Raw genomic sequence first — 20,993 nt, 5'->3', positions numbered from 1 at the left:
GACAACCCCAGGGGTCATCTCAACTTTTTAGTGCGCAATCATCTCTTCAGCAATCTCTTCGCCAGTAAGGTCAGAATGATAATAGGTCGGCCAGTTTTCTAACTCTTCAAGAAGAGCGGCGCGATCGTCACCAAAATATAAATGGTAATGATGTGAGACTTTATCGTTGATAATGTGGTCACTGAACTGCATATAAGCAGGTGCATCCGAATTCTCATCCATCTGCTTGTAGATAAAACGTACACCGCGATTTCCTTTTTCGTATGTCAAAATCTCGTAACCGTCGTATTTGTAGCGGCCAGTAACTGACTCATCGCCTTTATGGAACGTAACGATATCCGCTTTGATTTCAATGCGGTCAACATCCGTCATGTACCCAGTCGTGTAATAGTCTTTGTATTCTTCAGCTGTCATGTCGCCTTCTTCAGCTTTGTGTTCAAATACTTCATCTAATGTTCCGTCAAGTAAATAGGGATAAACAGACTGCCAATCGCCAGCCCAGTTGGAAAGGGGGCGGTTTCCGATATCGCTGTCTTCAAAATACCCTTTGTAGATTTGTTGGTCTTTTTCAGACATTTCACCGTGTGCGTGATCATGGTCATGCGCGTGGTCAGATTCTTCTTCAGTAACTGTCTCTTCTTCTTCAGTAACTGTCTCTTCTTCTACAGTTTCTTCTGTCTCGGGTGTTGCTTCGTCAGCTTCTGCTTCATTCGCTTCTTCTTGTTGGCAAGCAGCAAGGAAAAGAGTAAGTAGGGAAGTGGCGAGTAAGTACATCCATTTTTTCGTCATAGTGACTCTCCTTTTATGTAAATCGTAATAAGTACGTTTTACGATATATCGTAATCATTCCGATTTGTAAAGCGTGTTTTATAATCCTCTCACTACAGGTAGACCTTCCTTTTCCGCTATACTAAATACCAAAGAAGGAGGAGACTGCTTTGAAGAAGACATTGGTGCCCCTTGCCGCTGCAGCCGTTCTACTTTCTGGGTGTTTGCCGGTCAATATTTTTGAGGACGATACACCCCTAACGGACGGAAACACAAAAAATGGGTCAGATCTAGAAGTTGTTGCAGAAAATCTAACAATTCCGTGGTCGATTGACGAACACGAAGGCACGTTTTATATTTCCGAACGACCAGGTTCGATTGCGAAAGTAGGGGGCGGGAATGTGGAACAGCAAAGTGTTTCGCTTGAATTAACGCTGTCGGAAGCAGCTGAAGCAGGTTTATTAGGATTTGTCTTAGCGCCTGATTTTGAGGAATCTAATGAAGCGTTCGGCTATTACACTTATGAGCAAGACGGCAATCAGTTCAATCGAATTGTGAAACTAGTACTAGACGGAGATAACTGGTCGGAAACGGTAGTATTACTAGATGAGATTCCGAGTGGCAATGTCCACCACGGTGGCCGTTTAGAAATTGGTCCAGATGACAAATTGTACGCGACAGCTGGGGACGCATCAGATGAAAATCTTGCACAAGACGAGTCGTCACTTGCTGGGAAGATTCTTCGCTTGAATCTCGATGGTTCCATTCCGGAAGACAATCCTTTCGGTGATTCTTACGTCTATAGCATGGGCCACCGAAATGCACAGGGCCTAACGTGGACTGGAGACGGGGACTTGTATGCAAGTGAACATGGTCCAAGCGCAAACGATGAAGTGAATCAGATTGTTGCCGGCGCCAATTATGGTTGGCCGACGGTTGAAGGGACCGATGAGCAAGAAGGTCTCGAGTCGCCACTGTTTGTTTCAGGGGACGACCGCACCTGGGCACCATCTGGAATGGCGTATCGCGACGGCAAAGTGTATGTCGCAGCACTTCGCGGGACTACAGTTTTAGAGTTTGATCTTGCTACGGAAGAGTACCGCGCGATTGTTGAGGACGTCGGGCGTGTCCGTGACGTGTGGCTAGACGGGGATGAGCTATACTTTATCTCCAATAACACAGATGGTCGTGGGGATCCGAGTGACAACGATGACAAATTGTACAAACTGACACTTGAATAGAAACCTGTGAGTTCCGGGGAGCGTCCTTAGAGGAGGATGCTTGTCGGGGCTTTTTTTGTGGCGTGGAATGATTAGTTTCCATAAAATCATTTGGGGCGTTAAGTGAACTTACTCGGTCGTTAATGGAACCAACACGGTCGCTAAATCAACCCATCAGGGCTCTAAACTCGTCACACAATTGTAACGGCATACCCAGCTACCCTATGATAAACTAAGTGCACCATCTGTAAGGAGGAACTTTCATGAAAACGAATCAAAAAATCATGCTCGTCACGCTGGCACTTGCCGTAGTGATTGTGGGCATCGTTCTTTATATGAATCGAGATACCGGCACAACTGCAACTGAAGTGCCGCAAGAAACAGAGCGCGCGTATCCACCGACTGAAGGTCAACCGATGCTCGGTAACCCAGATGCGCCAGTTGAAATCGTTGAATTTGGCGATTACAAATGCCCATCATGTAAGCAATGGGGAGAGACAGTTTATCCTAAAATTGTAGAAGACTTTATTGATACGGAAAAAGCGAACTTGAGTTACATCAATGTTCTTTTCCATGGGGAAGAATCCGTCATTGCATCACTGGCATCAGAATCCGTTTTTGAACAAGATCCAGAAAACTTTTGGGACTTCAATAAAGCTGTGTACGATGCACAACCAACTTCTCAACAACACGACGAGCCTTGGGTGACAATCGACAAGATGGCAGAGATTGCACAAGCGACAGCACCGGGTGTAGACGTAGAAAAAATGCGCGCGGATATGGCCAGTGAAGACTCCCCAATCGTGCAAGCCGTGACGCTTGATAACGAATTGGTCGAAGAATTTGGAATTCCATTCACTCCGACGATTTATATCAACGGCGTATTTTTGGAAGACCCATTCGACTATGAAATGATCACTATGCTGATCGAACAAGGACAGTCGAGCAATGACTAAATCCGGCAATGCACGCTTCATAGAAGATTATGCCTTATATTTTGCCTGGTTGATTTCCTTAATCGCCACACTCGGAAGCTTATATTTTAGCGAGATTCGTGAATTTGTCCCATGCGAACTATGTTGGATTCAGCGCATCTTTATGTACCCGCTGACGATACTACTAGGGATTGCGGCATTCACAAATGATATCCGAATGCGCCTTTATATTTTGCCTCTCACCATCATCGGAGGGAGCATTTCACTGTATCACTATCTCGTACAAAAAGTGCCCGGCTTTGCGAACATCAAGCCTTGCGTTCAAGGAGTACCGTGTAACATCCAGTACATCAATTGGTTCGGCTTTGTAACGATTCCGTTCCTTGCCTTAACAGCGTTCACGCTAATGACAGTGATTTTAGTAATTCTTCATGTGAAAGTGAAAAAAGTCTAATAGTAAAGCTGCTGATCCAGTAAAGGGTCAGCAGCTTTTTTTAAATCATATCGATACTGTAACTCGTCGGTAGATGTAGAGAATTGCCGCAATTACCAAATAAGTCATCACAAAATACCAAACGTCAAAGACTCCAGCGAATCCGAATTGAGTGGAGAGTACTTGCAGAGAGGCACCTGATTGCACCATTTCTGAGATGAAACCAAATGTCCCCCACAACCCGACGATGAGAACAGCTCCGAAGTAAAGAATATGTAAAACAAACGATACAAAAAGTGCGGATACGATGATACGCATATGTGCCTCCTAACCTGACAACTTTCGTCATCTGGAACCTTACATACAACATATCCATTTATTTACTACTAGTCAACACAATTTTACTTCTTAGCAAGTAGTTCTGAAAAGTGATCTATTACCTTATTCGCTTGTTGTAGTTCCTCTTCTTGCGCAAAATCAAAGCGCACACCGATAGCCTGGAGGCCGTTATCTTTGGCGGCTTGAATATCCGAAAGACGATCGCCCACTACAAAACCTTCCGAATACTCATAGGCGTTTACAATTGTAGCAACAAGTTCAGACTTGTTACCGGAAGGAATGCGGTCAATACTGTTGATGGATGTGATGAATCTGTCCAATTGATAGGTAGACACAATCGCTTGGAGATAGGGCATGTTTCCGTTACTGGCAATATGTAAGGGATGCGTTTTCGAAAGCTCTGCCAAAGTCAGTTCTACACCTTCATAAAGAGAACCGTTTCTGCGAGTAATTTCGTTTATAAGGGCTTGTTGAAAGTGAGCGTTTGAAGTCTGTCGTTGCTCATCGGAATGATCTGGACAGAGAGTTTCCCACACCACAGGGAGTGGAACGCCCATGATTCTCTGATACATTTCAAGAGGTGTAGGACCACTCCAAAGACTCTGTTCACGCAACCAACTGAACGTTTCCTCGAGTGCAGGTTCCAAAATCAAATGCGTTTTAAACAGTGTTCCATCCATGTCAAAAATATAAGGGCTTTTCATGAAATCATCCTTTCCTGTCTTCTAGTAATGACGTTTTATAGCGGTGTTTGGGTGCAAGATAGCGTATACTAATGAAAACGAAGAGGGATGGGGGAACTCCACATGCACGCACTTGTAATAGGAGCCACTGGCGCTACTGGAAAAGACTTGGTCCAACAACTTCTGGCAGATCAAAGTGTTGAGCGTGTCAGCGTCTTTGTCAGACGTAACTTGGCTCTGCAACACGATAAACTGCATATTCACACGATTGATTTTGATCGACCGCAGCATTGGTCTCAGCTAGTCAAAGGAGATGTACTGTTTTCTTGCCTGGGCACGACAATCAAAGCCGCAGGGAGTCAGGAAGCACAGTGGAAAGTTGATTTTGATTACCAGTACCAATTCGCAGATGCAGCGAGTGCAAATGGGGTACCGCGCTATATTCTCGTATCTTCTTCAGGTGCTGACGCTAAATCACGTGTCTTCTATTCTCGAATGAAAGGTCAACTAGAGGAAGCGGTCAAAAAACTGCCTTTTGAAGCCGTGACCATTATACAACCTCCCATCTTGGACCGGAAAGACAGTGACCGCAAAGGTGAAAAGATAGGCTTAAAAGTGATTCAAGTACTCAATAAAGTCGGTATGTTTCGCAGTCAACGACCACTCTCGACTCAAGAGCTTGCGGCAACTATGATTCGGGCAGCCAAAGAAAACAAAACAGGCATCACAACTTGGACAGGTGAAGAAGTACGTACACCAGAAGTTGCCGGATGAATGAAAAATCCATGGAGCTAAGGAGCTTCATGGATATTTTTCTTGTCACTGTTAATTAGTAGGTATAACTGCAAGGACGAATAGAACCAACCCAATGGCACCAGAAATCAAGCCTATTTTAGTTTTGATAGCTCTTTGAGAATCTACTTCCACCCATGAATTATCGCGTGGTCTGCCTCTGTCTGTCCAAGCACCGAGACAAAATCCTGAAATTAAAATACCTATCACGCCTGTAACGAAAAAGAACATCGTCACTCGTCTCACCTCCACCTCTTTCCTTTTCTACGGATAGAAGGCGGTATCGTTTCAATCTTTTATGGCGATTCCCAACAAGGAGGCAAACTGTAAAGCTTGAGTAGAAGACACCTGACAACCTTTCAAATCCTTCAAGTCGATTTTCACTGAATCAAATGCATTGGTGCTGAGATCGACACCAGCCAAGCTGGTATCTTCAAACGTTACCTCTTCAAGCGAGCAGTTTTCAAGAGCGACCTGATCAAAAGTTGCAGAATAAAAATGGGTGAAATCTAATTTACAGTGTGTAAACCCACTGTTCTTTAGTCGAGTCGTGCCAAATAACGCATAAGGCAAGATACAGGTTTCAAGCCGCACATCCTGCAGACGTCCCTCGCTAAAATCAATCCCCGTCATCCGGCAATTTACAAACTCCACTCTGGTCAAATTCGCTTTCATCAGAGTGACATTGGACAAGTCACAATTCTCAAATCGGACATCCTGCCAATCGGCTTGAACAAATTCACTATCTGTAAATGTGCAGTTCTTGAAAAGACTGTTTTGAATAAGCAGACGCGGATAACGCTCCTCAATAAGTGTTTCATCCATCAGTTCCGTATTGAAAATCTCTGGATCTTCGTGAAGCGGAATAGCGGCGAATGAAGTAGCAAGTAGTGATCCAGCAAAGCGAGGAGATTCAATGGCCATGTTGTCATCTCATTTCGTAGTGTTTTTTTTAGAGTAGCATATTTAAGGGGAGAGGGTGCGGAAAATTGATTGTTCCTCATCGACTTGTACAAAATAAAGTTAAAACCTATCTCGTAACAGCTGAGACTGTTAAAAAGATAGGTTTATTTAGATTGTAGTGTCGCCAGTTGTGCCTTTAATTCATCTACTTCTTCTTGTAATTTAATCAGTTGATACCTACGATAATTGCTATTGGATATAAGTCTTCTAGCAAAAAGACTGAATGAAATCATGAAGAGCATGATCAGAAAGATAACTAAAATGAAATAGACTGTCTCCATAAACTCCTCCTACTGAATTTTTATAGAGTGTAACACAAAATGGGAAAATAGGGAAAATATTAATACATTTTTATGTATGAAATAATTCAATAAATGGAAAATTCTGTTGATGGGAACTCGGGTGAAAGGTATGATGGGGAGAAGGATACATGAGAAGAGATTGCTGAAAAGATTCCGGATGCAACATTTTGGGAATTTGAACATAGTAATCATTTTCCTTTTATAGAAGAGGAAGAGAACTTTGCTAACTTTGTGAAAGAAACTAGCACGAAATAATTCTGATAGGAGTGAGGAATGTGAAAGTACTTTTCTTCATAGACGACCTTTTTGTCGCAGTTCTCGATCTTCTAAAACTAGGAGGCTACTTCTTTTTAGGAGCGCTAGGTGTGTCCGTCATTTTGTACACAATTACGGGCTTCTTCAAATTAATAGCGCTATTTTAATAAAAAATGAAACCCCAGGGGTTGTCTCAAATTTGAAGAATACTCTTCAGTGAGAAAACCTCTGGGGTTGTTTTGTGTTCAATCTATAAAGCTAGTAACTTAACTTCACCAGCTGACTCTAGGTGAGTAATCATATCCTGCCAAGCTTGAGGTTTTTCAGACAAGATCGCATAATACATTTTCAAAAAGTCGGCAATCTCTTCCCCTGGAATTGACTCCACGTCTGCGAATGGTAAGAAACAGAAATCCAGTTCAGAAACAGCGTCGCCCTCATTGGTCCAAGATGGATGCACATACGTGAAATCTAGTCTCTTAAACCCAAGGTGAGCTAGTACTTCGCGTCTAACAAATGGATTCATAGCCTGTAACCCGCCAAAATCATGACGCTCTGCGCGATACGGATCATAGATCTCCGCAAAAACTCCAGTTAATTCGATTCCATGTTCAAACGACAGCTTCATCAAATCTTCGTGGCGTTTCTTTGCAAGGAATGGACCTACACCCATGCCTTCTTTCCCGATTAATGTGAAATCCGTCATCGATAACTTGCGGTCTGGATAGAAACGATATTCCGTCGCACCTACCACTTCATCACCTTCAACAGCTACAAACATACGAATGGTCGGATCCTGCAAAGGTCCTTCCCACAAACTATATTCTAGTACTTCTTCCGCTGGAAATACTTCCTGCATCAACTTGTGCATCTTCGGAAACAACGGATCGTTGATTCCAGAAATTTGTACATACTCCATCACTAATCACTCCATTATGTTTTTTATGAAAGCCCCTTGGGTTGTCTGGTAATTTAAGGTAACTTGTAATTAAACCAACCCCAGGGGTAAAAAAAGTATTAAACCTGAACCTTACTGTTAGCGCTCAGCCATTCCGCTGGATGCAACGTTTCTGTTTCGACTTTTCCGAGGTCTGGATATAAATCAAAACGACGGTCGCGCCAAGTCGTCACAGACCCATGCTCACGCACTTCATAAAGAAGAGAGAGGTCTAGGTCAGCAGTGATGATCATGTCATTGTTGATTTCGCCTTTCACTAAGATGCCGTCTTGTGGAAACGGAACATCGTTTGGCGTAATGACAGCCGCTTGACCAAAATTGCCTCGCATAAAGTCGACAGTTGGAAGAGAACCAACTGTTCCCGTCGTCACCACATAAACTTGGTTTTCGATTGTCCGAGCATGACTTGTGTAGCGCACGCGGTTGAATCCGTGACGATCGTCTGTGCAAGAAGGTGAGAAAATTACGTCCGCTCCCATGCCGCGAGCCATCCGGACAACTTCCGGAAACTCAATATCATAGCACGTGATCATTGCAATTTTGCCTTTAGGCGTTTCAAAAATACGAAGTGATTCGCCAGGTGTGATTCCCCAATCGATAACTTCTGTTGGCGTTAGGTGAAGCTTTGCCTGTTCGCCGATATGCCCATCTGGAGAGAACAAATGAGCAACATTGTAGACCTTGTCACCCTTTTGAGTAACATGCGTTCCACCAATGATATAGACGCCGTTCTCCACAGCCAAACGTGAAAATAGTTCACTATACGCGTCAGTATAAAGTGTGAGATTTTGAAATGGTTGGCCTTGCCCCGTGTCGGAGATTGACAACAACTGGGTTGTGACGAATTCGGGGAATAAAATGAACTCTGTATTGAATTCAACTGCCGTCTTGACGTAATGCGTCACTTGGTCGGCGAACTGTTGAAAGTTTTGGATAGTGTGTAGATGATATTGAACAGCAGAAACGCGCATTTTCAAGGTGAAGACCCCCTTACTCAAAGTGTTTGCTCGATGAGCGCAATGAGAAAAGAATACCATAATTTAAACAGAAGTAAATCAAAAGAACTTGAAATTCTAAAGACAATTTTTGTTTGTTTCGGTATGCTGAAAATATATAGAATTTGAGACAACAATTAGGGTTGTCTTACCAACAAAGGAGGAAGAACCATGAATTTTCAAGAAGTCATGAATGAGCTAGAATCTCTCGGTACGGAACGGACGAAAAAGCTATATATGGGGAATGGTGCAAAAGAGCCGTTGTTTGGTGTAGCAACTGGTGCTATGAAGCCGATGAAGAAAGTGATCAAACGAAATCAGGCGCTTGCAGAAGAGTTGTACGCAACAGGAAATTATGACGCGATGTACTTTGCTGGAGTCATCGCAGACCCTGACACAATGACGACAGAAGATTTTGACCGTTGGATGGAAACTGCCTATTTTTATATGCTGTCAGATTATGTGGTAGCTGTCACCTTGTCCGAGTCGCCAATTGCACAGGAAGTCGCCGATAAATGGATCGAGAGTGGAGAAGAGTTGAAGCGGTCTGCTGGCTGGAGCGCGTATTGTTGGTTACTCGGAAACCGAAAAGATGAAGAGTTTGATGTGGAGAAAATCAGTCGACTCTTAGACGTTGCGAAGATGACCATCCATTCGGCCCCTTCACGTGCACAGTCTTCTATAAACAATTTTGTCTACACAGTGGCCATTTCCTACATGCCACTTCACGAGAAGGCCATCGATGTTGCCCGAGAAATTGGCCAGATTGAGTTGGAACGCCCAGGCAAAAAACCTGCCATTCTAGATGCATCAGCTTCAATAGAGAAATGGATGACACGAGGGAAACTCGGCTTTAAGCGGAGATATGTACGTTGTTAAATTAAGCTTTATATTAGGATATCCAAAACAACCTAAATAATATTGAATAATCTGGTAATGTATGAAACTTCCTACAAATCAAAACGTATTCATAAGTAAGAAGAGTATTTGGAGAGGAAGAGGACCATGTTAAATCGAAAGCTTGAGGCTGCTGTGTTAACACTATTTTTTGGATTTTTCATTATGCCGTTTTTATTTAGTGAATGGCGGACGGACTTTTTCATAATTGGGCTTATTGTTTCAGCATTTGCAGCACCTTTTGTATTCGTAATCGGGATTCTATTCTCTTGGTGGTTGGAGAAGCGGGTAACGAATCCGGTCTTGAACGTTGTTCTTCACGCCGTGGCGGGAGGGATAGTTGGTGCTCTATTCGGATGGTTATTTTTGATGAGTCTAGACTTTATTACGTTTTTCCTTGCCGGCCTCATCTACGCTGTATTATTTTCTCTAGTTAATTTGCTACTTCAGAGATCACGTTTTTATAAAAAGCATTCCGGAGTGGAAATGTCATGACAGAGGAGCGCAGAGCGGCACTTGGCAAGTTCGGCGGATTTATTGGATTGCTCGCAACAGTAAGTGTTGTTTTTAACACTGCATTAGCTGGACACAGTTTGTTGGAACCAGTTCGCAACTTTCAAACGCTTCCTAGCGCGCTTGCTGTAGTTCTATTATTTGCGTTCTTCATTGCTTGGATGAGCGACAACTTCGGCATGATGAAATCTGTCTATGTGGCAATTTCAGTCGGAGTTGCTGCAAGCCTTCTGGTGTTTCCGATAATTCAGCCGGAGTACACATTTGTGGAGGCAATGGAAATTGTGGAGACAGTTCATAACGAGGAAGGGGATTTCGTAACAGTCGAAATTGAGAAGTCTTCTGGAATGAATTATTATGTTGTACATACAAAAACAGGTGGTCAGTTTAAAGTAGATCCCTACTCAGGAAATACCGAAAAAATAAATGATTTAACTAGTTGAAGTGAAGTGGATTAAATGAGAGTAGTTACGTTTTTAGTTGGGCTAATTGGTTTAATCAGTGCAATTACATATTTATTTACGCAGAATGATTTGTATTATACGATTTTCATGATTACGATGCCTTATATATGGGGAGTCACAGCTTTAAATGAATGGAAAGAGGGACGGAAAGTATTCTCGATTTTCTGCATGATTGTAGGTGTCACTTCTCTACTAGTTCTGAGCGACATCGTTTTCGATTATCTATAAGGAGTGGGTTCAGTGATTCGGTTAGCAGTTCCGGAAGATGCGGAAGCCATGTTAGTTATCCAGCAAGAAGTTTTAAAAGAAGAGATTTATTTTGTTTCGAGTATCGAGGAGTTCCGTCAGACGGTTGAAGGGCAGCGAGCCTGGATTCAAGCAAAACAGGATCATCCGAGTGAAGTGCTCTTTGTCGCTGAGGAAGTGGGCGAAGTGGTGGGATGGCTAGTTTTTCAAGTGGATGATCGGATGAAAACGCGTCACACAGGGAAGTTTGGCGTCATGATCAAGCCGGAAGCCCGCGGGAAAGGTTACGGGAAGCAGTTGGTCCAGGAACTGATTAATTGGGCGAGTGCTCACCCGGAGATTGAGAAAATTTCCTTGTTTACTTTTGCATCGAATACCCGAGCCATTGAGCTCTATAAGAAACTTGGTTTTGTAGAAGAAGGACGAAAGCTAAAAGAATATAAGCTTGCAGATGGTACGTATATGGATGATGTGCTGATGGCTAGGTTTGTTTGACACTCTAATGTAATTTTTAGAGTGTTTTTATGTGTAAAAATACACTTCTTGACTGATATGAGCTCTGTACTCGTGGCATTTTGAAGTTGAAGCGTTCGATTTTTTTGTACGCGGGCGCATTCGTCGCTAGAATCAGATTTATCGTCGTTAGATTTGGAATTTGCGTCGTTAGAATTGGATTAATCGTCGCTTAAGCAAGGTGATGGAGGGCATTCGTCGCTAGAATCAGATTTATCATCGCTAGATTTGGAATTTGCGTCGCTAGAATCAGATTAATCGTCGCTTAAGCACGAGGATTCTTTCCAGCCTACTAGCTAGTAAAAGGATAGATGAAAGTATCAGTATTTATAAATTAATAAACATTTTTATTATTTGTTTACTTTTAACAAAACTATATATAGTATTGTTTATAAATATATAAATGATGAGGTGCTTTGTTAGTGGTTGAATTTGATGTTTCAGTTGAAGTGTTACAAAGAGGATACGAAGAAGACGAAAAATGGTTCAGCTGCATCTTTTGTAAGGGAGCATTTCAGAAAGGGGAAGTGTTTCAAGTGGGAGAGCGATTATTTGATGCGAAAAAGAAGATGGAGCTTCACATCATTGACGAGCATCAATCCGTCTTTCATGCGCTTCTTTCGCTCGATAAGAAATATACAGGGTTATCTGAGGTACAAAAAGAAATGCTCTTCCTGTTTTACGAAGGACATGAGGACAAGGAAGTAGTCAAGAGGTCTTCTGCGAACAGTGTTTCAACGATTCGACAACACCGGTTTAAGCTTCGGGAAAAAGAACGGCAAGCGGCAGTTTTTCTTGCTATCATGAAAAATTTAAATTCTAATGATGATTATATTGATGTTCATAAGGGGGCTACACAAGTGGATGAGCGTTATGCGATTACAGCGGATGAAACAGAAAAAGTATTAGCGACTTATTTTAAAGATGGATTGGATGGGAAAGTATCCACGATCCCTAGCAAAGAAAAGCGAAAATTGATTTTGTTAAATCATATCGTGAAGCGATTTGATCAGGAGACGCAGTACACAGAGAAGGAAATGAATGAGATTTTAAAAGGTGTGCACGAGGATTTTGTATCGCTACGTCGTTACTTGATAGAATACGGTTATTTCGACCGTGCAAACGATGGGTCGCAGTATTGGAGAAAGTAAAAGCGCCGGGGGAAAATCCCCAGCGCTTCTTTTTAATAACGATAATGTGTGGAAACCGCGTCATACAATCCGGCTTCTTTCAGATAGTCGACAGGTGCTAAGAACGTAATCGTGACAACACCTGGGTGACGACCGATTTCAATCGAACCAGTGATTGTTGTCCGGTTCATAATTTCAGGCACAGTCACACCAAACAGTTCAGCTGCACGCTCAAGCCCATTTTCAGTCGCTAGGTTTAAGTTTGAACCTGATCCTACTACTGAAATTGGCAGCGACTCTTCTAGCTTCGCGATATTCCATTGTTTTGCTATAGCTTCTGCGTTTTTGCGTTCCTGTTCTGTGAACGGTTTAGCAGTATACGGTAGGTCTTCTTCGTTTGGAAGAAGGATGGGGCCATCTAAGTTTGCTTTTTTAATTACATGCACTTGAAGGTGAACGATTCCTGAAACGTCTGCCGTGTGTCCAGCGATTTCCCCGTCTCCTTGCATCGCATGCATATCGCCAATGTAGATTCCTCCACCAGGCACTTTGACAGGACAAATCAATGTAGCGCCTGCACGAACGCGGCTGATATCCATGTGCCCATCTGTGCGGTGTTCTTTCAATTCATCTTCCGTCACTTTGTAGTCATGCGGGGCACCGACTAAGAACGATCCAAAATCTCCTGCATTATGTGAGTCTGGCATTGGTTTGGAAGGAGTTGTTCCAAGCTGTCCAAGGAAAGGACGCATACGGGCTACCACACCAACTAAATCATGAGGGGCGAATGTAACAATCGGGTTCTGGACAGAGTTTTCCGGTGTCTGCATATAGTGGCGGCCATCGTGAGCAATAGTTTCCGCAGCTTCTTTTGATACCGTGACACCCACATCTCCGTGTTCACTGAAACCAATAGTGTAGCCATTTGTAAAGACGAATGGCGTGACATCTGCATCACAATTAGCACAGCGAATAGCTTCCTGTCCAATGCCTTTGATGACGGTATCTGGATACATCGTGCCGCATCCTGGACATTTTACTGCGACAAACGGATCGCCTAAAAAACGACCTTCCACAGGTGCATCATTTCCAGAGGCGGTTGCAAGAGAAGTAACGCGAATCGAATGGATTTTTACCACGATGGCATCACCTGGTTCTGCACCTTCGACATAAACAGGTTTGGTTACTTCATGGCCCCCTCGGATACAAGGCGTAATCATAGGGCCCCAGCATCCTGGAGCTGTATTGGCGATAATGTGCCCGCCATCACGAACAGGTCCGAGCATTTCTTTTTGAGGATCAAGTACACCATCGATAAAAGTATTCACGAGAAGAGTGTCTGTTGCTTTCTGCATTTCATTTCCTCCTTTTAAATATCTGAAAATTCAGTATTATCATAGCTCGAATTCGAGATATAGTCATGTAAAGTGCTTAGTGAATTTAGTGGAACTTCGACTAGTATCAATCGTATAAAAGAATATACAATAAGATAGAGGTGGGAAACTATGAATAAAATTGGTATGGGGATTGCAGTGGTGGCGCTGATTAGTATTATTGCGTCGTATTTGATTGACAATCCACTTTTAGATATTTTGTCGACGTTATTGTTGATGACGTTATTTACAGTATCGGCGATAGATGCGCGTCGGAATAAGAAAAAAGGAGCGTTCATTTTCTATTCAGTGATTGCGCTATTAGGCGTCATCGTTTTAGGATTTGAGATTTCGGCTCTTTAATCTAAAAGCAAATATAGAATATGAGTAATGCAGTAGCCTCTCTTGTTGAATTTAAGAGGGGCTACTTTTTATTTCTTAAATGGTTATAAAAATTTTCAAAACTGTTAATCAGGTGTAACTAAAATCAATTGAATAAGGTCTACTCATCAAAAGGGGGACTTGCCGAGATGAAAATTCGACTGGTTTTATTCATTATGTTGTTGGCTATCTTTCTTCCTTACTTTACGCCACAAGCTTTTGCCTGTAGTTGTGTGGAACCATTTTCTGTACAAGAAGAAGTAGAAAACAGCGCACTTGTGATTTTAGGAACTGTGCGTGAGATCAAGCAATCAAGTAATGCAGGTAACAAAGAAGTTTTAGTCGAAGTGTCACGCATATTTAAAGGAGAAACTAAATCTCAACAAATTATTGTGACCTATGGAGACTCTGCTCAATGTGGCTTTGAATTTCAAAAAGAACTGGACTATTTGATTTATGCACGAGACGCTGGAACCGGCTATACGACAGGTCTTTGTGATCGAACAACACTCGCATCCTCAGCAGCCGACGATTTATCAATTCTTGGTGAAGGACAGTTACCTGATGAGCAAGTGGAACTTTCCTTGGACCGCTCACCAATTAGTTGTTGGTTGATAGGAATTCCTTTAGTAATTGGTATAGCCATCATCGTTTACTATTTTATAAGACGTAAAAAGTTCTAGCTGTCGACCAAAATACGGTCGACTTTTTATTTTGGTATCTATGGTAAATACTACAAATTTAGTATACTGAGTGAATAGTATGAAAATAGAGAGGGGAAGACGATGGAGTTTTATCAGGTAGTTGCCGTAGGTGCAATTTTTTTAATCACGTATTTGAGTATAGTTTTTTATTTGAAAAGAAGATGGGGTTTAGAAGGAAATCCTCCTCAAAATTATTCAAAAACACATAAATCAATACGTTTTGGTGTTTCGGGAGTAGCAATAGCGCTGATATTAGTTGTTGGATTGACGCAATTCAATGCAGAAAGACCTTTTCCTATTATGACTTTTCCGATTATAGGCTTTTTCTTTATTGAGCTAGTCAATATATACATGCAGAAAAAACACGGAGAAAACCCTAAATGGACAGTGATTTCGTGGGTGACCGTGGCTTTCGTTATTCTAATGTTTATTGGAGCGGTCTATCTCTGGGCATCTACCCCTGCTTACTAAAACATAAGCTGAAACTATTACTATAAATAGATACATAATTTCATTGATCTACTTGTTGAAATAATCTATTAGAAAAGAGGAGAAAACATGCCACTAGAACAAGAATTTCTACCCGTCGCACAAGCCTTTATTTATGGTATTTCCGTCTTATTCGCAATTTGGCTAGCGGTACGGTGGAAACAAAAAAGAGTTACATCGAAAGCAGCTTTTGCTTTCTTGCTGTATTTAATCTCCTCAGTGACAGCCTTCTTCTTTTTGTTCGAGGCACTTGGAGGCAAGCCCCCTGCACCAATGGCTTCCGAAGAAAATAGCCTGCAACTAGCCTTCGCAGGTGTGTTTTGGTTAATCGGAGTAGCTGGCGTTTTTGCACTCGTTTTATTTACCTCTTCAAAAACTGTGACTAGCAGCGCAAAATAAAACCTCCTTCTTTACGAAGGAGGCAAAGATTAAAGTTGTTGAATCATTTCAACACGATTACCGAACGGATCACGGAACTCAAAACGATCATAACCTGGAATCGGTATTCCGCTTAACGCTTCAATACCTGCTTGATCAAGCACGTGCTTCCAGTGCGCAAGATCCGAGACGAGATAAGCAAGATGGGCTTTTGTCGTTGAACGATCGAATCCCTCTTCTGCGCCAACATGAACTTCCTGCCTGCCGACTTGCAGCCAAAAACCTCCGCGCCCTTGTAGTGATTCCGGCTTTGGGATTTCGGGAAGACCTAGAAGTTCGCTGTAAAATGCTTTAGCTTCTGCCTCAGTTCCTGAAGGTATCGTGATTTGTGCATGGTGCAAACCAAGTATCATGAAAAATTCCCCCTTTGATGAGTTCAGTATGACAGAACAAGATAAACAATTAAATGATAAATGCTTCCAAATAAAGAAACCACTTGAAGAGTGAAACGTATAAAAGTTATAAAATTCAAGAGGGGGCTCTGTCATGTTACACGAAAAATCACCGCGTGCCGTTTTAATGGTGTGGGCGATAGTCATCGTTTTATTATCACCAATCATTATACTTTTTTTACCTATTACAATCACTCAGACCTTTTATTATGATCCCGCACAAATTATCGTACTAGCTCCAACCGCAAATCATTACTTACTCACATTGGCATTTGGTTTAGTATTTGCGTTATTAGTTCTATTAGCTATAAAGCGAAGCAAATGGACGTACTTAGCAAGTGTTTTACTGGCCGTCGTAGCTATCGTAGCTTTTGTATTCTCAACATTGAGTTATGTCATCATTCATCCCGATTATATTACTGTAAGAGATTATTGGAATAAACAAGAGTACACGATGGATCAATTTGAAGCTATCATTTATGAATATGGTGACGATGAGCTGGGGAGATATCAATTCATTACGAAGAACGGCGAGGCTGTGGTTATTCAAGATAGTCCACAACTTCATTTTGAAAAGCGAGGAGCTATCTATAAAACAGCGCTTAATTATGGAATAAAATTTACAGAACGGCCACTTGAACAGAATTGAAGAGACAATCATGCAGTATCTTTTACTCTCATTACTTGTAATAATCAGCGGAGGAATTCTCTACTGGCTCTGGATTCCCGACACATGGTTAATGCAGCTATTTGCCGTACTAGCGCTACTCATACTTATAATGAGTGCTACAAAACTGATTCATGACATTGTTGCTGATGAGCCAAAAACAGTGCATGCTATTTTCTTCAAAAAGACTTTAGGGGGAAGTTAAATGATTATTGCTCTATTTTCGATTGTATTTTTGGTGTTCGTCGTCATTTGGATTGCGGCAATTACCCAATCTATTAAAAATCGATGGAATTTGAAAGCAACAGCAGACTATAGTAAATTTCTAATGCAGTTTGGCGGCTTATTTTCAGTAGTTGGCTTATTTGGAGCATCTCCGGAAAGGTTTTCGGATTTGCTTGTTGAATTATTTTTGGCTTGTGCTCTTTTTGGAGTACTTACCATGTTCGTTGGTTTGATATCTTATACCGCAATTTACATGTCGATACAAGAAGACGCAAGCAAAGCAGCCATTCAAGAAGATGAGCTTCATACGGACGTTACGCTGAAAGATGAACCTTCTCAATAAAGGGGACTTTTAAATGGATGTATCGAACTTTGCACTTGTAGTCGCTCTGACATTGTTAGCACTATATCTCGTTCATGTCACGGTGAAACGCTATTTTGAAGTGCCTAAAAAAGAATCAGGATTTTATTACACGACCACACACAAGTATTCACACTATACTTTGAATACGATTATTGTTTTGACTCCACCTGTTGCTTCCTATTATTCCATCGGTCAGGGTCCAACGATTCCTGTACTAGCATTAATGGTTTCAGCTCTTGCTGCATTTACGCTTGGCGCTATTCGAATTTTCATGGAATGGAAACATGAGGAAAACCGCATCCTTTATAAGGCTTCTCTCGTCCAAGGAATAGGATCAATTGCTATCTTAGCGCTATTTGCTGCCATTTTATTAGAAGATATCGGTCTGCAGTGGTTTTCACTGTAGAAATAAAGGAGTTTACATATGTACATGTTAGAGAATTTACGCATCATGCACCCAGTTGTTAAGGACTTGATAGCGGAAAAAGAAACGGTTTGGTTAAACGCGGATTTGATGCCGACAGATGTTGCTTTGTCTTCTTGCTTGTTGAGTGAAGAGGATGTCTTAGACGCGGAACAGCGATTAGAACGGTTCGTCCCGTTCTTTATAAAGGCATTTCCGGAAACGGCTGCAACACGGGGAATCATCGAATCCGAAGTGCGAGAAATCGCTGCAATGCATCAGGCTCTATTGGACTACTCTGGAAAACAAATTTCCGGAAAACTGTTGATGAAGTTTGATAGCCATTTGCCGATCTCAGGATCTATCAAAGCACGTGGTGGTATTTATGAGGTATTGAAGCATGCGGAAACACTTGCGTTCCAAGCCGGGATGCTTAGTCACGAGGACAATTACGAAAATTTCGCTTCAGAAGAATTCCGGAAGTTCTTCTCTAACTATTCGGTTGCTGTTGGCTCGACGGGTAATTTAGGGCTCAGCATCGGTATCATCAGCGCTAAACTAGGTTTTCATGTAACGGTCCATATGTCATCAGACGCAAAGGCGTGGAAGAAGAACTTGTTGCGTGAAAAAGGTGTCGAAGTGATTGAGTATGCATCGGACTATAGCTTAGCAGTGGAGCGGGGAAGAGAGCAGGCGGAAAACGATCCAACCTGTCACTTTGTCGATGATGAAAATTCTACTGACTTATTTTTAGGGTATGCGGTCGCAGGACTTCGTTTAAAACGTCAATTTACTGAGCAAGGTATTGAAGTGAATTCAGAAAACCCTCTTATCGTCTATTTGCCTTGTGGTGTGGGTGGAGGACCGGGTGGTGTGGCCTTTGGATTGAAGCTAGCCTTTGGTGATGCGGTGCATTGTTATTTTGCGGAACCGACACACTCTCCTTGTATGACACTCGGGTTAGCGACAAATTTGCATGATAAGGTTTCAGTAGTAGACATCGGGCTCGATAACGTGACAGAAGCCGATGGACTCGCAGTAGGCCGAGCTTCTGGATTTGTTGGCAAGGTAATGAAGCCGTTTATGAGCGGATGCCTTACAGTTTCAGATGAGCGCCTATTTGAACTGATGCATCTGTTTTATGAATCAGAAGGAATATTCTTAGAACCGTCTGCATTTGCCGGAATGCTGGGACCTGTCGTGGTGCCAAGCACTGATGAATCTGGAATACACTTAATCTGGGCGACTGGCGGTGGAATGGTACCAGCTGACATGCAGCAAGAATATCTTACGAAAGCGAAACAAGTGTATGCTAGTAGGTCTCACACATGAAGCTATTTAAGGGTTTCATGTGGGGAAGTTTTATTCTATACCTTCTAGTTCTTGGCGCTTTGCTATTCGTAAGTTCACGACATGGTTACCTCGTTTATGACTATACATTGGCGGAGAAGCTTCGCTATAACGCGAACTTTATTCCATTCGCCACGATCTCAGATTACATAAAAGCCTATCAAAATCAGACGTTGAATACGGATATTATCGTCCGTAATTTGGGCGGGAACTTAATTGCTTTTACGCCATTTGGTTTGTTTCTGCCACTTTTATTCGAGAAGCTGCGAAAAGTTGGGCCGTTTCTAATCGTGTTTATTAGTATACTTACACTCATTGAGGTTACACAGTTGCTCACAGTTAGAGGTAGTTTTGATGTGGATGATTTTATCTTGAACATTCCAAGTGCGTTGCTGGGATGGGGGATTTTTCATTTGGGGCATAAGCTTTTCTCAAATTGGAGATACGAGGAGGCATTGAATGACTAAATCTATTAAGTTTTCATTGGTTGCTGTATATGTACTTGTTGCTCTTGTGGTGTATATGTTTGATTCTGTAGTTTTTACAGGCACCACGAACCTTACTTTATTTAATATACTCACCGTGATTTCCTTGCTCTACCTCTTTTGGTTAAAAGACATGGACCAGTGGCGGTATGGTGTGATGGGAATGGCTCTGGCCATTGTCATTGTGCTGTCGTTCCAAAACGTTTCGTATGAAGATGCGAAAGCGAGTGTTGAAAAGTATGTAGAAGTGGTTAATACCGAGGAGAAAGAAGTGACACCTGCAACTAGAGAAGCTGGCTGGAATCCGTTTAAACCAAATTGGTTTTATGTGTTTCAAGTATCTTTGAATGGTCAGCAACAGGAAGTGATTGTACATCCAAGAACGGGTGAGTTTTCTTCTCCGGATGATGAGCTCACAGAAATACTTCGTGGCAAATAATCATTACTAATCCATAATGAATTAAAAGGCCTGTCAGTGTGCACGCCTTTTGCATTTCTCACTGACCATGCGTCGTTTGATTGTCTCCCATCATATAGTTACCGCTCTCCCCAGGCTTCGCATGAGAGTTGATGGCTTGTTGATCAGCACGGCGTTTCCTGTTTTTAAAATCTACTAAGGCTGCACTGGCGACGACTATGGCGACAATTCCTCCAAAAATCCACATTGCTACTCACCCCTTTTTATTTATACTTAGTATACATCGGAAAATGGAAAAAGATTCAATTGTTAGCTACTTTCTGAACAAGGAGCAATCACTATGAAATGGTTTAAGAGAAAGAAAAATGAGGCCTCTGAAACGTTGGAATTTGAAAAAGAAGAATTTGATGGGTACCTAAAAGAGCGAATTTCTAAATTGGAAAAGGCTTGTGAAGAATTAGCCAGCAACTATAAAATTCCGCAAGAGTATCGAGAAAAAGGACTATTTCTAGAATTTGCAAGAGATATTGACGGGGATGAGGAAGAGGGGCTCACAACGGAAAACTGCTTTTCCTCCGAGTACCGGTCGCTTATAAGGTTAATGGAACGCGAAGAGGATGGAGCGATAGAACTTGTTACGAATTTTGAAATTTGGTATGTGTTTTCTGGTTCGGGAGTTGTTGGGAGCTTAACAAACTTCAAGGTAAATGAGATAGAGGAAATCATTGATCAGTGGTTTGCAGAGGATGTTTAGTTTCCATGATAGGATCTGTGGCTAATTGAGTACTTTGAGTGGCCAATAAAGTGAAAGTAGCGGCTACTAAATATTCGTAGAGTTCCTTTTTTTTGTCACTTTTATTAGTAGGGATTCGAGAAAACATAGCGAACTTACTAAAGA

33 protein-coding genes are annotated in these 20,993 nt (G+C 42.0%); 23 read left to right on the top strand and 10 right to left on the bottom strand.

From position 1 onward, the window contains the following. Positions 1–27: 27 nt before the first annotated feature. A complete protein-coding gene (locus tag MKY84_RS13200; RefSeq protein ID WP_342526622.1) occupies positions 28–789 on the bottom strand; it encodes a metal-binding protein ZinT in 762 nt (253 codons plus the stop codon). A 215-nt stretch (positions 790–1,004) separates the two neighbouring features. Here MKY84_RS13200 and MKY84_RS13195 point away from each other — a divergent pair, with 215 nt between their 5' ends. The 3 genes from MKY84_RS13195 (at position 1,005) to MKY84_RS13185 (ending at position 3,377) form a co-directional block, all read left to right on the top strand. Continuing rightward, positions 1,005–2,009, top strand: coding sequence for a PQQ-dependent sugar dehydrogenase (locus MKY84_RS13195; protein WP_342528896.1), 1,005 nt, complete (start codon positions 1,005–1,007; stop codon positions 2,007–2,009). A 242-nt stretch (positions 2,010–2,251) separates the two neighbouring features. Beyond that, the gene (locus MKY84_RS13190) at positions 2,252–2,944 is read left to right on the top strand and encodes a DsbA family protein (protein WP_342526620.1); all 693 of its coding nucleotides are present in this window, start codon (positions 2,252–2,254) and stop codon (positions 2,942–2,944) included. Next, complete coding sequence (locus tag MKY84_RS13185; protein ID WP_342526619.1) at positions 2,937–3,377, top strand: disulfide oxidoreductase; 441 nt, start codon at positions 2,937–2,939, stop codon at positions 3,375–3,377. Before MKY84_RS13190 ends, MKY84_RS13185 begins: the two co-directional genes overlap by 8 nt. 45 nt (positions 3,378–3,422) lie before the next feature. Here the strand turns inward: MKY84_RS13185 and MKY84_RS13180 are convergent, their stop codons facing one another. Continuing rightward, positions 3,423–3,674, bottom strand: coding sequence for a hypothetical protein (locus tag MKY84_RS13180; RefSeq protein ID WP_342526618.1), 252 nt, complete (start codon positions 3,672–3,674; stop codon positions 3,423–3,425). 83 nt (positions 3,675–3,757) lie between these two features. After that, positions 3,758–4,399, bottom strand: coding sequence for an HAD hydrolase-like protein (locus MKY84_RS13175; protein WP_342526616.1), 642 nt, complete (start codon positions 4,397–4,399; stop codon positions 3,758–3,760). A gap of 102 nt (positions 4,400–4,501) precedes the next feature. Here MKY84_RS13175 and MKY84_RS13170 point away from each other — a divergent pair, with 102 nt between their 5' ends. Beyond that, positions 4,502–5,152 carry an NAD(P)H-binding protein gene (locus MKY84_RS13170; RefSeq protein WP_342526615.1) on the top strand — a complete coding sequence of 217 codons (651 nt, stop codon included), beginning with the start codon at positions 4,502–4,504 and terminating at the stop codon, positions 5,150–5,152. Positions 5,153–5,203: 51 nt separating this feature from the next. Here MKY84_RS13170 and MKY84_RS13165 read toward each other — a convergent pair whose 3' ends face one another. After that, on the bottom strand, positions 5,204–5,407 hold the full coding sequence (locus MKY84_RS13165) for a hypothetical protein (protein WP_342526613.1): 204 nt from the start codon (positions 5,405–5,407) through the stop codon (positions 5,204–5,206). Between the two features lie 51 nt (positions 5,408–5,458). Then, a complete protein-coding gene (locus MKY84_RS13160; RefSeq protein ID WP_342526612.1) occupies positions 5,459–6,094 on the bottom strand; it encodes a pentapeptide repeat-containing protein in 636 nt (211 codons plus the stop codon). Between the two features lie 616 nt (positions 6,095–6,710). On the opposite strand from MKY84_RS13160, the gene MKY84_RS13155 reads away from it, so the two are divergent. Beyond that, positions 6,711–6,857: a hypothetical protein gene (locus MKY84_RS13155; protein WP_342526610.1), complete on the top strand. Its 147-nt coding sequence runs from the start codon at positions 6,711–6,713 to the stop codon at positions 6,855–6,857. Between the two features lie 83 nt (positions 6,858–6,940). On the opposite strand, the gene MKY84_RS13150 is transcribed toward MKY84_RS13155, so the two are convergent. Both MKY84_RS13150 and MKY84_RS13145 read right to left on the bottom strand, forming a co-directional pair. Further along, positions 6,941–7,609, bottom strand: a complete 669-nt coding sequence (locus tag MKY84_RS13150) for a GNAT family N-acetyltransferase (RefSeq protein ID WP_342526608.1) — start codon at positions 7,607–7,609, stop codon at positions 6,941–6,943. 98 nt (positions 7,610–7,707) lie between these two features. Beyond that, on the bottom strand, positions 7,708–8,625 hold the full coding sequence (locus MKY84_RS13145; RefSeq protein ID WP_342526606.1) for a carbon-nitrogen hydrolase family protein: 918 nt from the start codon (positions 8,623–8,625) through the stop codon (positions 7,708–7,710). 189 nt (positions 8,626–8,814) lie between these two features. On the opposite strand from MKY84_RS13145, the gene MKY84_RS13140 reads away from it, so the two are divergent. The 6 genes from MKY84_RS13140 to MKY84_RS13115 all read left to right on the top strand — a co-directional run bounded on the left by MKY84_RS13140 (position 8,815) and on the right by MKY84_RS13115 (position 12,427). Next, positions 8,815–9,522, top strand: a complete 708-nt coding sequence (locus tag MKY84_RS13140; RefSeq protein ID WP_342526605.1) for a DNA alkylation repair protein — start codon at positions 8,815–8,817, stop codon at positions 9,520–9,522. Positions 9,523–9,648: 126 nt separating this feature from the next. After that, on the top strand, positions 9,649–10,035 hold the full coding sequence (locus MKY84_RS13135) for a hypothetical protein (protein ID WP_342526604.1): 387 nt from the start codon (positions 9,649–9,651) through the stop codon (positions 10,033–10,035). Then, entirely contained in the window at positions 10,032–10,496 is a 465-nt protein-coding gene (locus tag MKY84_RS13130) for a hypothetical protein (RefSeq protein WP_342526602.1), read from the top strand. The genes MKY84_RS13135 and MKY84_RS13130 overlap by 4 nt, the downstream gene beginning before the upstream one ends. Positions 10,497–10,511: 15 nt before the next feature. After that, positions 10,512–10,745, top strand: a complete 234-nt coding sequence (locus MKY84_RS13125; protein WP_342526601.1) for a hypothetical protein — start codon at positions 10,512–10,514, stop codon at positions 10,743–10,745. A 12-nt stretch (positions 10,746–10,757) separates the two neighbouring features. After that, the gene (locus MKY84_RS13120; protein WP_342526598.1) at positions 10,758–11,258 is read left to right on the top strand and encodes a GNAT family protein; all 501 of its coding nucleotides are present in this window, start codon (positions 10,758–10,760) and stop codon (positions 11,256–11,258) included. A gap of 434 nt (positions 11,259–11,692) precedes the next feature. Further along, on the top strand, positions 11,693–12,427 hold the full coding sequence (locus MKY84_RS13115) for a DUF2087 domain-containing protein (protein ID WP_342526596.1): 735 nt from the start codon (positions 11,693–11,695) through the stop codon (positions 12,425–12,427). Between the two features lie 32 nt (positions 12,428–12,459). On the opposite strand, the gene MKY84_RS13110 is transcribed toward MKY84_RS13115, so the two are convergent. Next, on the bottom strand, positions 12,460–13,761 hold the full coding sequence (locus MKY84_RS13110) for an acetamidase/formamidase family protein (protein ID WP_342526595.1): 1,302 nt from the start codon (positions 13,759–13,761) through the stop codon (positions 12,460–12,462). 150 nt (positions 13,762–13,911) lie between these two features. Between MKY84_RS13110 and MKY84_RS13105 the strand changes: the two genes are divergently transcribed. The 4 genes from MKY84_RS13105 to MKY84_RS13090 all read left to right on the top strand — a co-directional run bounded on the left by MKY84_RS13105 (position 13,912) and on the right by MKY84_RS13090 (position 15,752). Then, on the top strand, positions 13,912–14,142 hold the full coding sequence (locus tag MKY84_RS13105; protein WP_342526594.1) for a hypothetical protein: 231 nt from the start codon (positions 13,912–13,914) through the stop codon (positions 14,140–14,142). 167 nt (positions 14,143–14,309) lie between these two features. After that, positions 14,310–14,843: a hypothetical protein gene (locus tag MKY84_RS13100; protein WP_342526593.1), complete on the top strand. Its 534-nt coding sequence runs from the start codon at positions 14,310–14,312 to the stop codon at positions 14,841–14,843. Positions 14,844–14,945: 102 nt separating this feature from the next. Continuing rightward, positions 14,946–15,335, top strand: a complete 390-nt coding sequence (locus MKY84_RS13095; RefSeq protein WP_342526592.1) for a DUF4181 domain-containing protein — start codon at positions 14,946–14,948, stop codon at positions 15,333–15,335. Between the two features lie 87 nt (positions 15,336–15,422). Then, a complete protein-coding gene (locus MKY84_RS13090; RefSeq protein WP_342526591.1) occupies positions 15,423–15,752 on the top strand; it encodes a hypothetical protein in 330 nt (109 codons plus the stop codon). A gap of 29 nt (positions 15,753–15,781) precedes the next feature. Here MKY84_RS13090 and MKY84_RS13085 read toward each other — a convergent pair whose 3' ends face one another. Next, complete coding sequence (locus tag MKY84_RS13085; protein WP_342526590.1) at positions 15,782–16,144, bottom strand: VOC family protein; 363 nt, start codon at positions 16,142–16,144, stop codon at positions 15,782–15,784. A gap of 133 nt (positions 16,145–16,277) precedes the next feature. On the opposite strand from MKY84_RS13085, the gene MKY84_RS13080 reads away from it, so the two are divergent. From MKY84_RS13080 to MKY84_RS13050, 7 genes are read left to right on the top strand one after another with little or no spacing between them, the layout of a single operon-like run. After that, positions 16,278–16,832, top strand: a complete 555-nt coding sequence (locus MKY84_RS13080) for a hypothetical protein (RefSeq protein ID WP_342526589.1) — start codon at positions 16,278–16,280, stop codon at positions 16,830–16,832. Continuing rightward, positions 16,819–17,055, top strand: coding sequence for a hypothetical protein (locus MKY84_RS13075; RefSeq protein ID WP_342526588.1), 237 nt, complete (start codon positions 16,819–16,821; stop codon positions 17,053–17,055). The genes MKY84_RS13080 and MKY84_RS13075 overlap by 14 nt, the downstream gene beginning before the upstream one ends. Then, positions 17,056–17,418 (top strand): hypothetical protein, encoded by a 363-nt coding sequence (locus tag MKY84_RS13070; protein ID WP_342526587.1) that lies wholly within the window; start codon positions 17,056–17,058, stop codon positions 17,416–17,418. Positions 17,419–17,431: 13 nt separating this feature from the next. Continuing rightward, positions 17,432–17,845 (top strand): DUF4181 domain-containing protein, encoded by a 414-nt coding sequence (locus tag MKY84_RS13065; protein WP_342526586.1) that lies wholly within the window; start codon positions 17,432–17,434, stop codon positions 17,843–17,845. A gap of 18 nt (positions 17,846–17,863) precedes the next feature. After that, positions 17,864–19,174: a D-serine ammonia-lyase gene (locus MKY84_RS13060; RefSeq protein WP_342526584.1), complete on the top strand. Its 1,311-nt coding sequence runs from the start codon at positions 17,864–17,866 to the stop codon at positions 19,172–19,174. Next, positions 19,171–19,659: a VanZ family protein gene (locus tag MKY84_RS13055; protein WP_342526582.1), complete on the top strand. Its 489-nt coding sequence runs from the start codon at positions 19,171–19,173 to the stop codon at positions 19,657–19,659. The genes MKY84_RS13060 and MKY84_RS13055 overlap by 4 nt, the downstream gene beginning before the upstream one ends. Further along, a complete protein-coding gene (locus MKY84_RS13050) occupies positions 19,652–20,116 on the top strand; it encodes a hypothetical protein (protein WP_342526581.1) in 465 nt (154 codons plus the stop codon). The genes MKY84_RS13055 and MKY84_RS13050 overlap by 8 nt, the downstream gene beginning before the upstream one ends. A gap of 58 nt (positions 20,117–20,174) precedes the next feature. Here MKY84_RS13050 and MKY84_RS13045 read toward each other — a convergent pair whose 3' ends face one another. Continuing rightward, complete coding sequence (locus tag MKY84_RS13045; RefSeq protein ID WP_342526580.1) at positions 20,175–20,342, bottom strand: hypothetical protein; 168 nt, start codon at positions 20,340–20,342, stop codon at positions 20,175–20,177. Positions 20,343–20,435: 93 nt separating this feature from the next. Here MKY84_RS13045 and MKY84_RS13040 point away from each other — a divergent pair, with 93 nt between their 5' ends. Then, positions 20,436–20,849 carry a hypothetical protein gene (locus MKY84_RS13040; protein ID WP_342526578.1) on the top strand — a complete coding sequence of 138 codons (414 nt, stop codon included), beginning with the start codon at positions 20,436–20,438 and terminating at the stop codon, positions 20,847–20,849. The last annotated feature ends 144 nt before the right edge of the window (positions 20,850–20,993 follow it).

The organism is Chryseomicrobium sp. FSL W7-1435, from assembly GCF_038595005.1.
Lineage (GTDB): Bacteria > Bacillota > Bacilli > Bacillales_A > Planococcaceae > Chryseomicrobium.
The sequence above is the reverse complement of the archived record's forward strand: the minus strand, read 5'-3'. Positions and strand labels throughout refer to the sequence as shown.

Coding starts and splice junctions, on each gene's coding strand:
- MKY84_RS13105 (WP_342526594.1), top strand. CDS start 13,912: ATGAATAAAATTGGTATGGGGATTGCAGTGGTGGCGCTGATTAGTATT.
- MKY84_RS13050 (WP_342526581.1), top strand. CDS start 19,652: ATGACTAAATCTATTAAGTTTTCATTGGTTGCTGTATATGTACTTGTT.
- MKY84_RS13040 (WP_342526578.1), top strand. CDS start 20,436: ATGAAATGGTTTAAGAGAAAGAAAAATGAGGCCTCTGAAACGTTGGAA.
- MKY84_RS13160 (WP_342526612.1), bottom strand. CDS start 6,094: ATGGCCATTGAATCTCCTCGCTTTGCTGGATCACTACTTGCTACTTCA.
- MKY84_RS13085 (WP_342526590.1), bottom strand. CDS start 16,144: ATGATACTTGGTTTGCACCATGCACAAATCACGATACCTTCAGGAACT.
- MKY84_RS13130 (WP_342526602.1), top strand. CDS start 10,032: ATGACAGAGGAGCGCAGAGCGGCACTTGGCAAGTTCGGCGGATTTATT.
- MKY84_RS13190 (WP_342526620.1), top strand. CDS start 2,252: ATGAAAACGAATCAAAAAATCATGCTCGTCACGCTGGCACTTGCCGTA.
- MKY84_RS13065 (WP_342526586.1), top strand. CDS start 17,432: ATGGATGTATCGAACTTTGCACTTGTAGTCGCTCTGACATTGTTAGCA.
- MKY84_RS13135 (WP_342526604.1), top strand. CDS start 9,649: ATGTTAAATCGAAAGCTTGAGGCTGCTGTGTTAACACTATTTTTTGGA.
- MKY84_RS13100 (WP_342526593.1), top strand. CDS start 14,310: ATGAAAATTCGACTGGTTTTATTCATTATGTTGTTGGCTATCTTTCTT.
- MKY84_RS13200 (WP_342526622.1), bottom strand. CDS start 789: ATGACGAAAAAATGGATGTACTTACTCGCCACTTCCCTACTTACTCTT.
- MKY84_RS13180 (WP_342526618.1), bottom strand. CDS start 3,674: ATGCGTATCATCGTATCCGCACTTTTTGTATCGTTTGTTTTACATATT.
- MKY84_RS13095 (WP_342526592.1), top strand. CDS start 14,946: ATGGAGTTTTATCAGGTAGTTGCCGTAGGTGCAATTTTTTTAATCACG.
- MKY84_RS13090 (WP_342526591.1), top strand. CDS start 15,423: ATGCCACTAGAACAAGAATTTCTACCCGTCGCACAAGCCTTTATTTAT.
- MKY84_RS13080 (WP_342526589.1), top strand. CDS start 16,278: ATGTTACACGAAAAATCACCGCGTGCCGTTTTAATGGTGTGGGCGATA.
- MKY84_RS13140 (WP_342526605.1), top strand. CDS start 8,815: ATGAATTTTCAAGAAGTCATGAATGAGCTAGAATCTCTCGGTACGGAA.
- MKY84_RS13070 (WP_342526587.1), top strand. CDS start 17,056: ATGATTATTGCTCTATTTTCGATTGTATTTTTGGTGTTCGTCGTCATT.
- MKY84_RS13045 (WP_342526580.1), bottom strand. CDS start 20,342: ATGTGGATTTTTGGAGGAATTGTCGCCATAGTCGTCGCCAGTGCAGCC.
- MKY84_RS13175 (WP_342526616.1), bottom strand. CDS start 4,399: ATGAAAAGCCCTTATATTTTTGACATGGATGGAACACTGTTTAAAACG.
- MKY84_RS13060 (WP_342526584.1), top strand. CDS start 17,864: ATGTACATGTTAGAGAATTTACGCATCATGCACCCAGTTGTTAAGGAC.
- MKY84_RS13110 (WP_342526595.1), bottom strand. CDS start 13,761: ATGCAGAAAGCAACAGACACTCTTCTCGTGAATACTTTTATCGATGGT.
- MKY84_RS13185 (WP_342526619.1), top strand. CDS start 2,937: ATGACTAAATCCGGCAATGCACGCTTCATAGAAGATTATGCCTTATAT.
- MKY84_RS13055 (WP_342526582.1), top strand. CDS start 19,171: ATGAAGCTATTTAAGGGTTTCATGTGGGGAAGTTTTATTCTATACCTT.
- MKY84_RS13125 (WP_342526601.1), top strand. CDS start 10,512: ATGAGAGTAGTTACGTTTTTAGTTGGGCTAATTGGTTTAATCAGTGCA.
- MKY84_RS13170 (WP_342526615.1), top strand. CDS start 4,502: ATGCACGCACTTGTAATAGGAGCCACTGGCGCTACTGGAAAAGACTTG.
- MKY84_RS13150 (WP_342526608.1), bottom strand. CDS start 7,609: ATGGAGTATGTACAAATTTCTGGAATCAACGATCCGTTGTTTCCGAAG.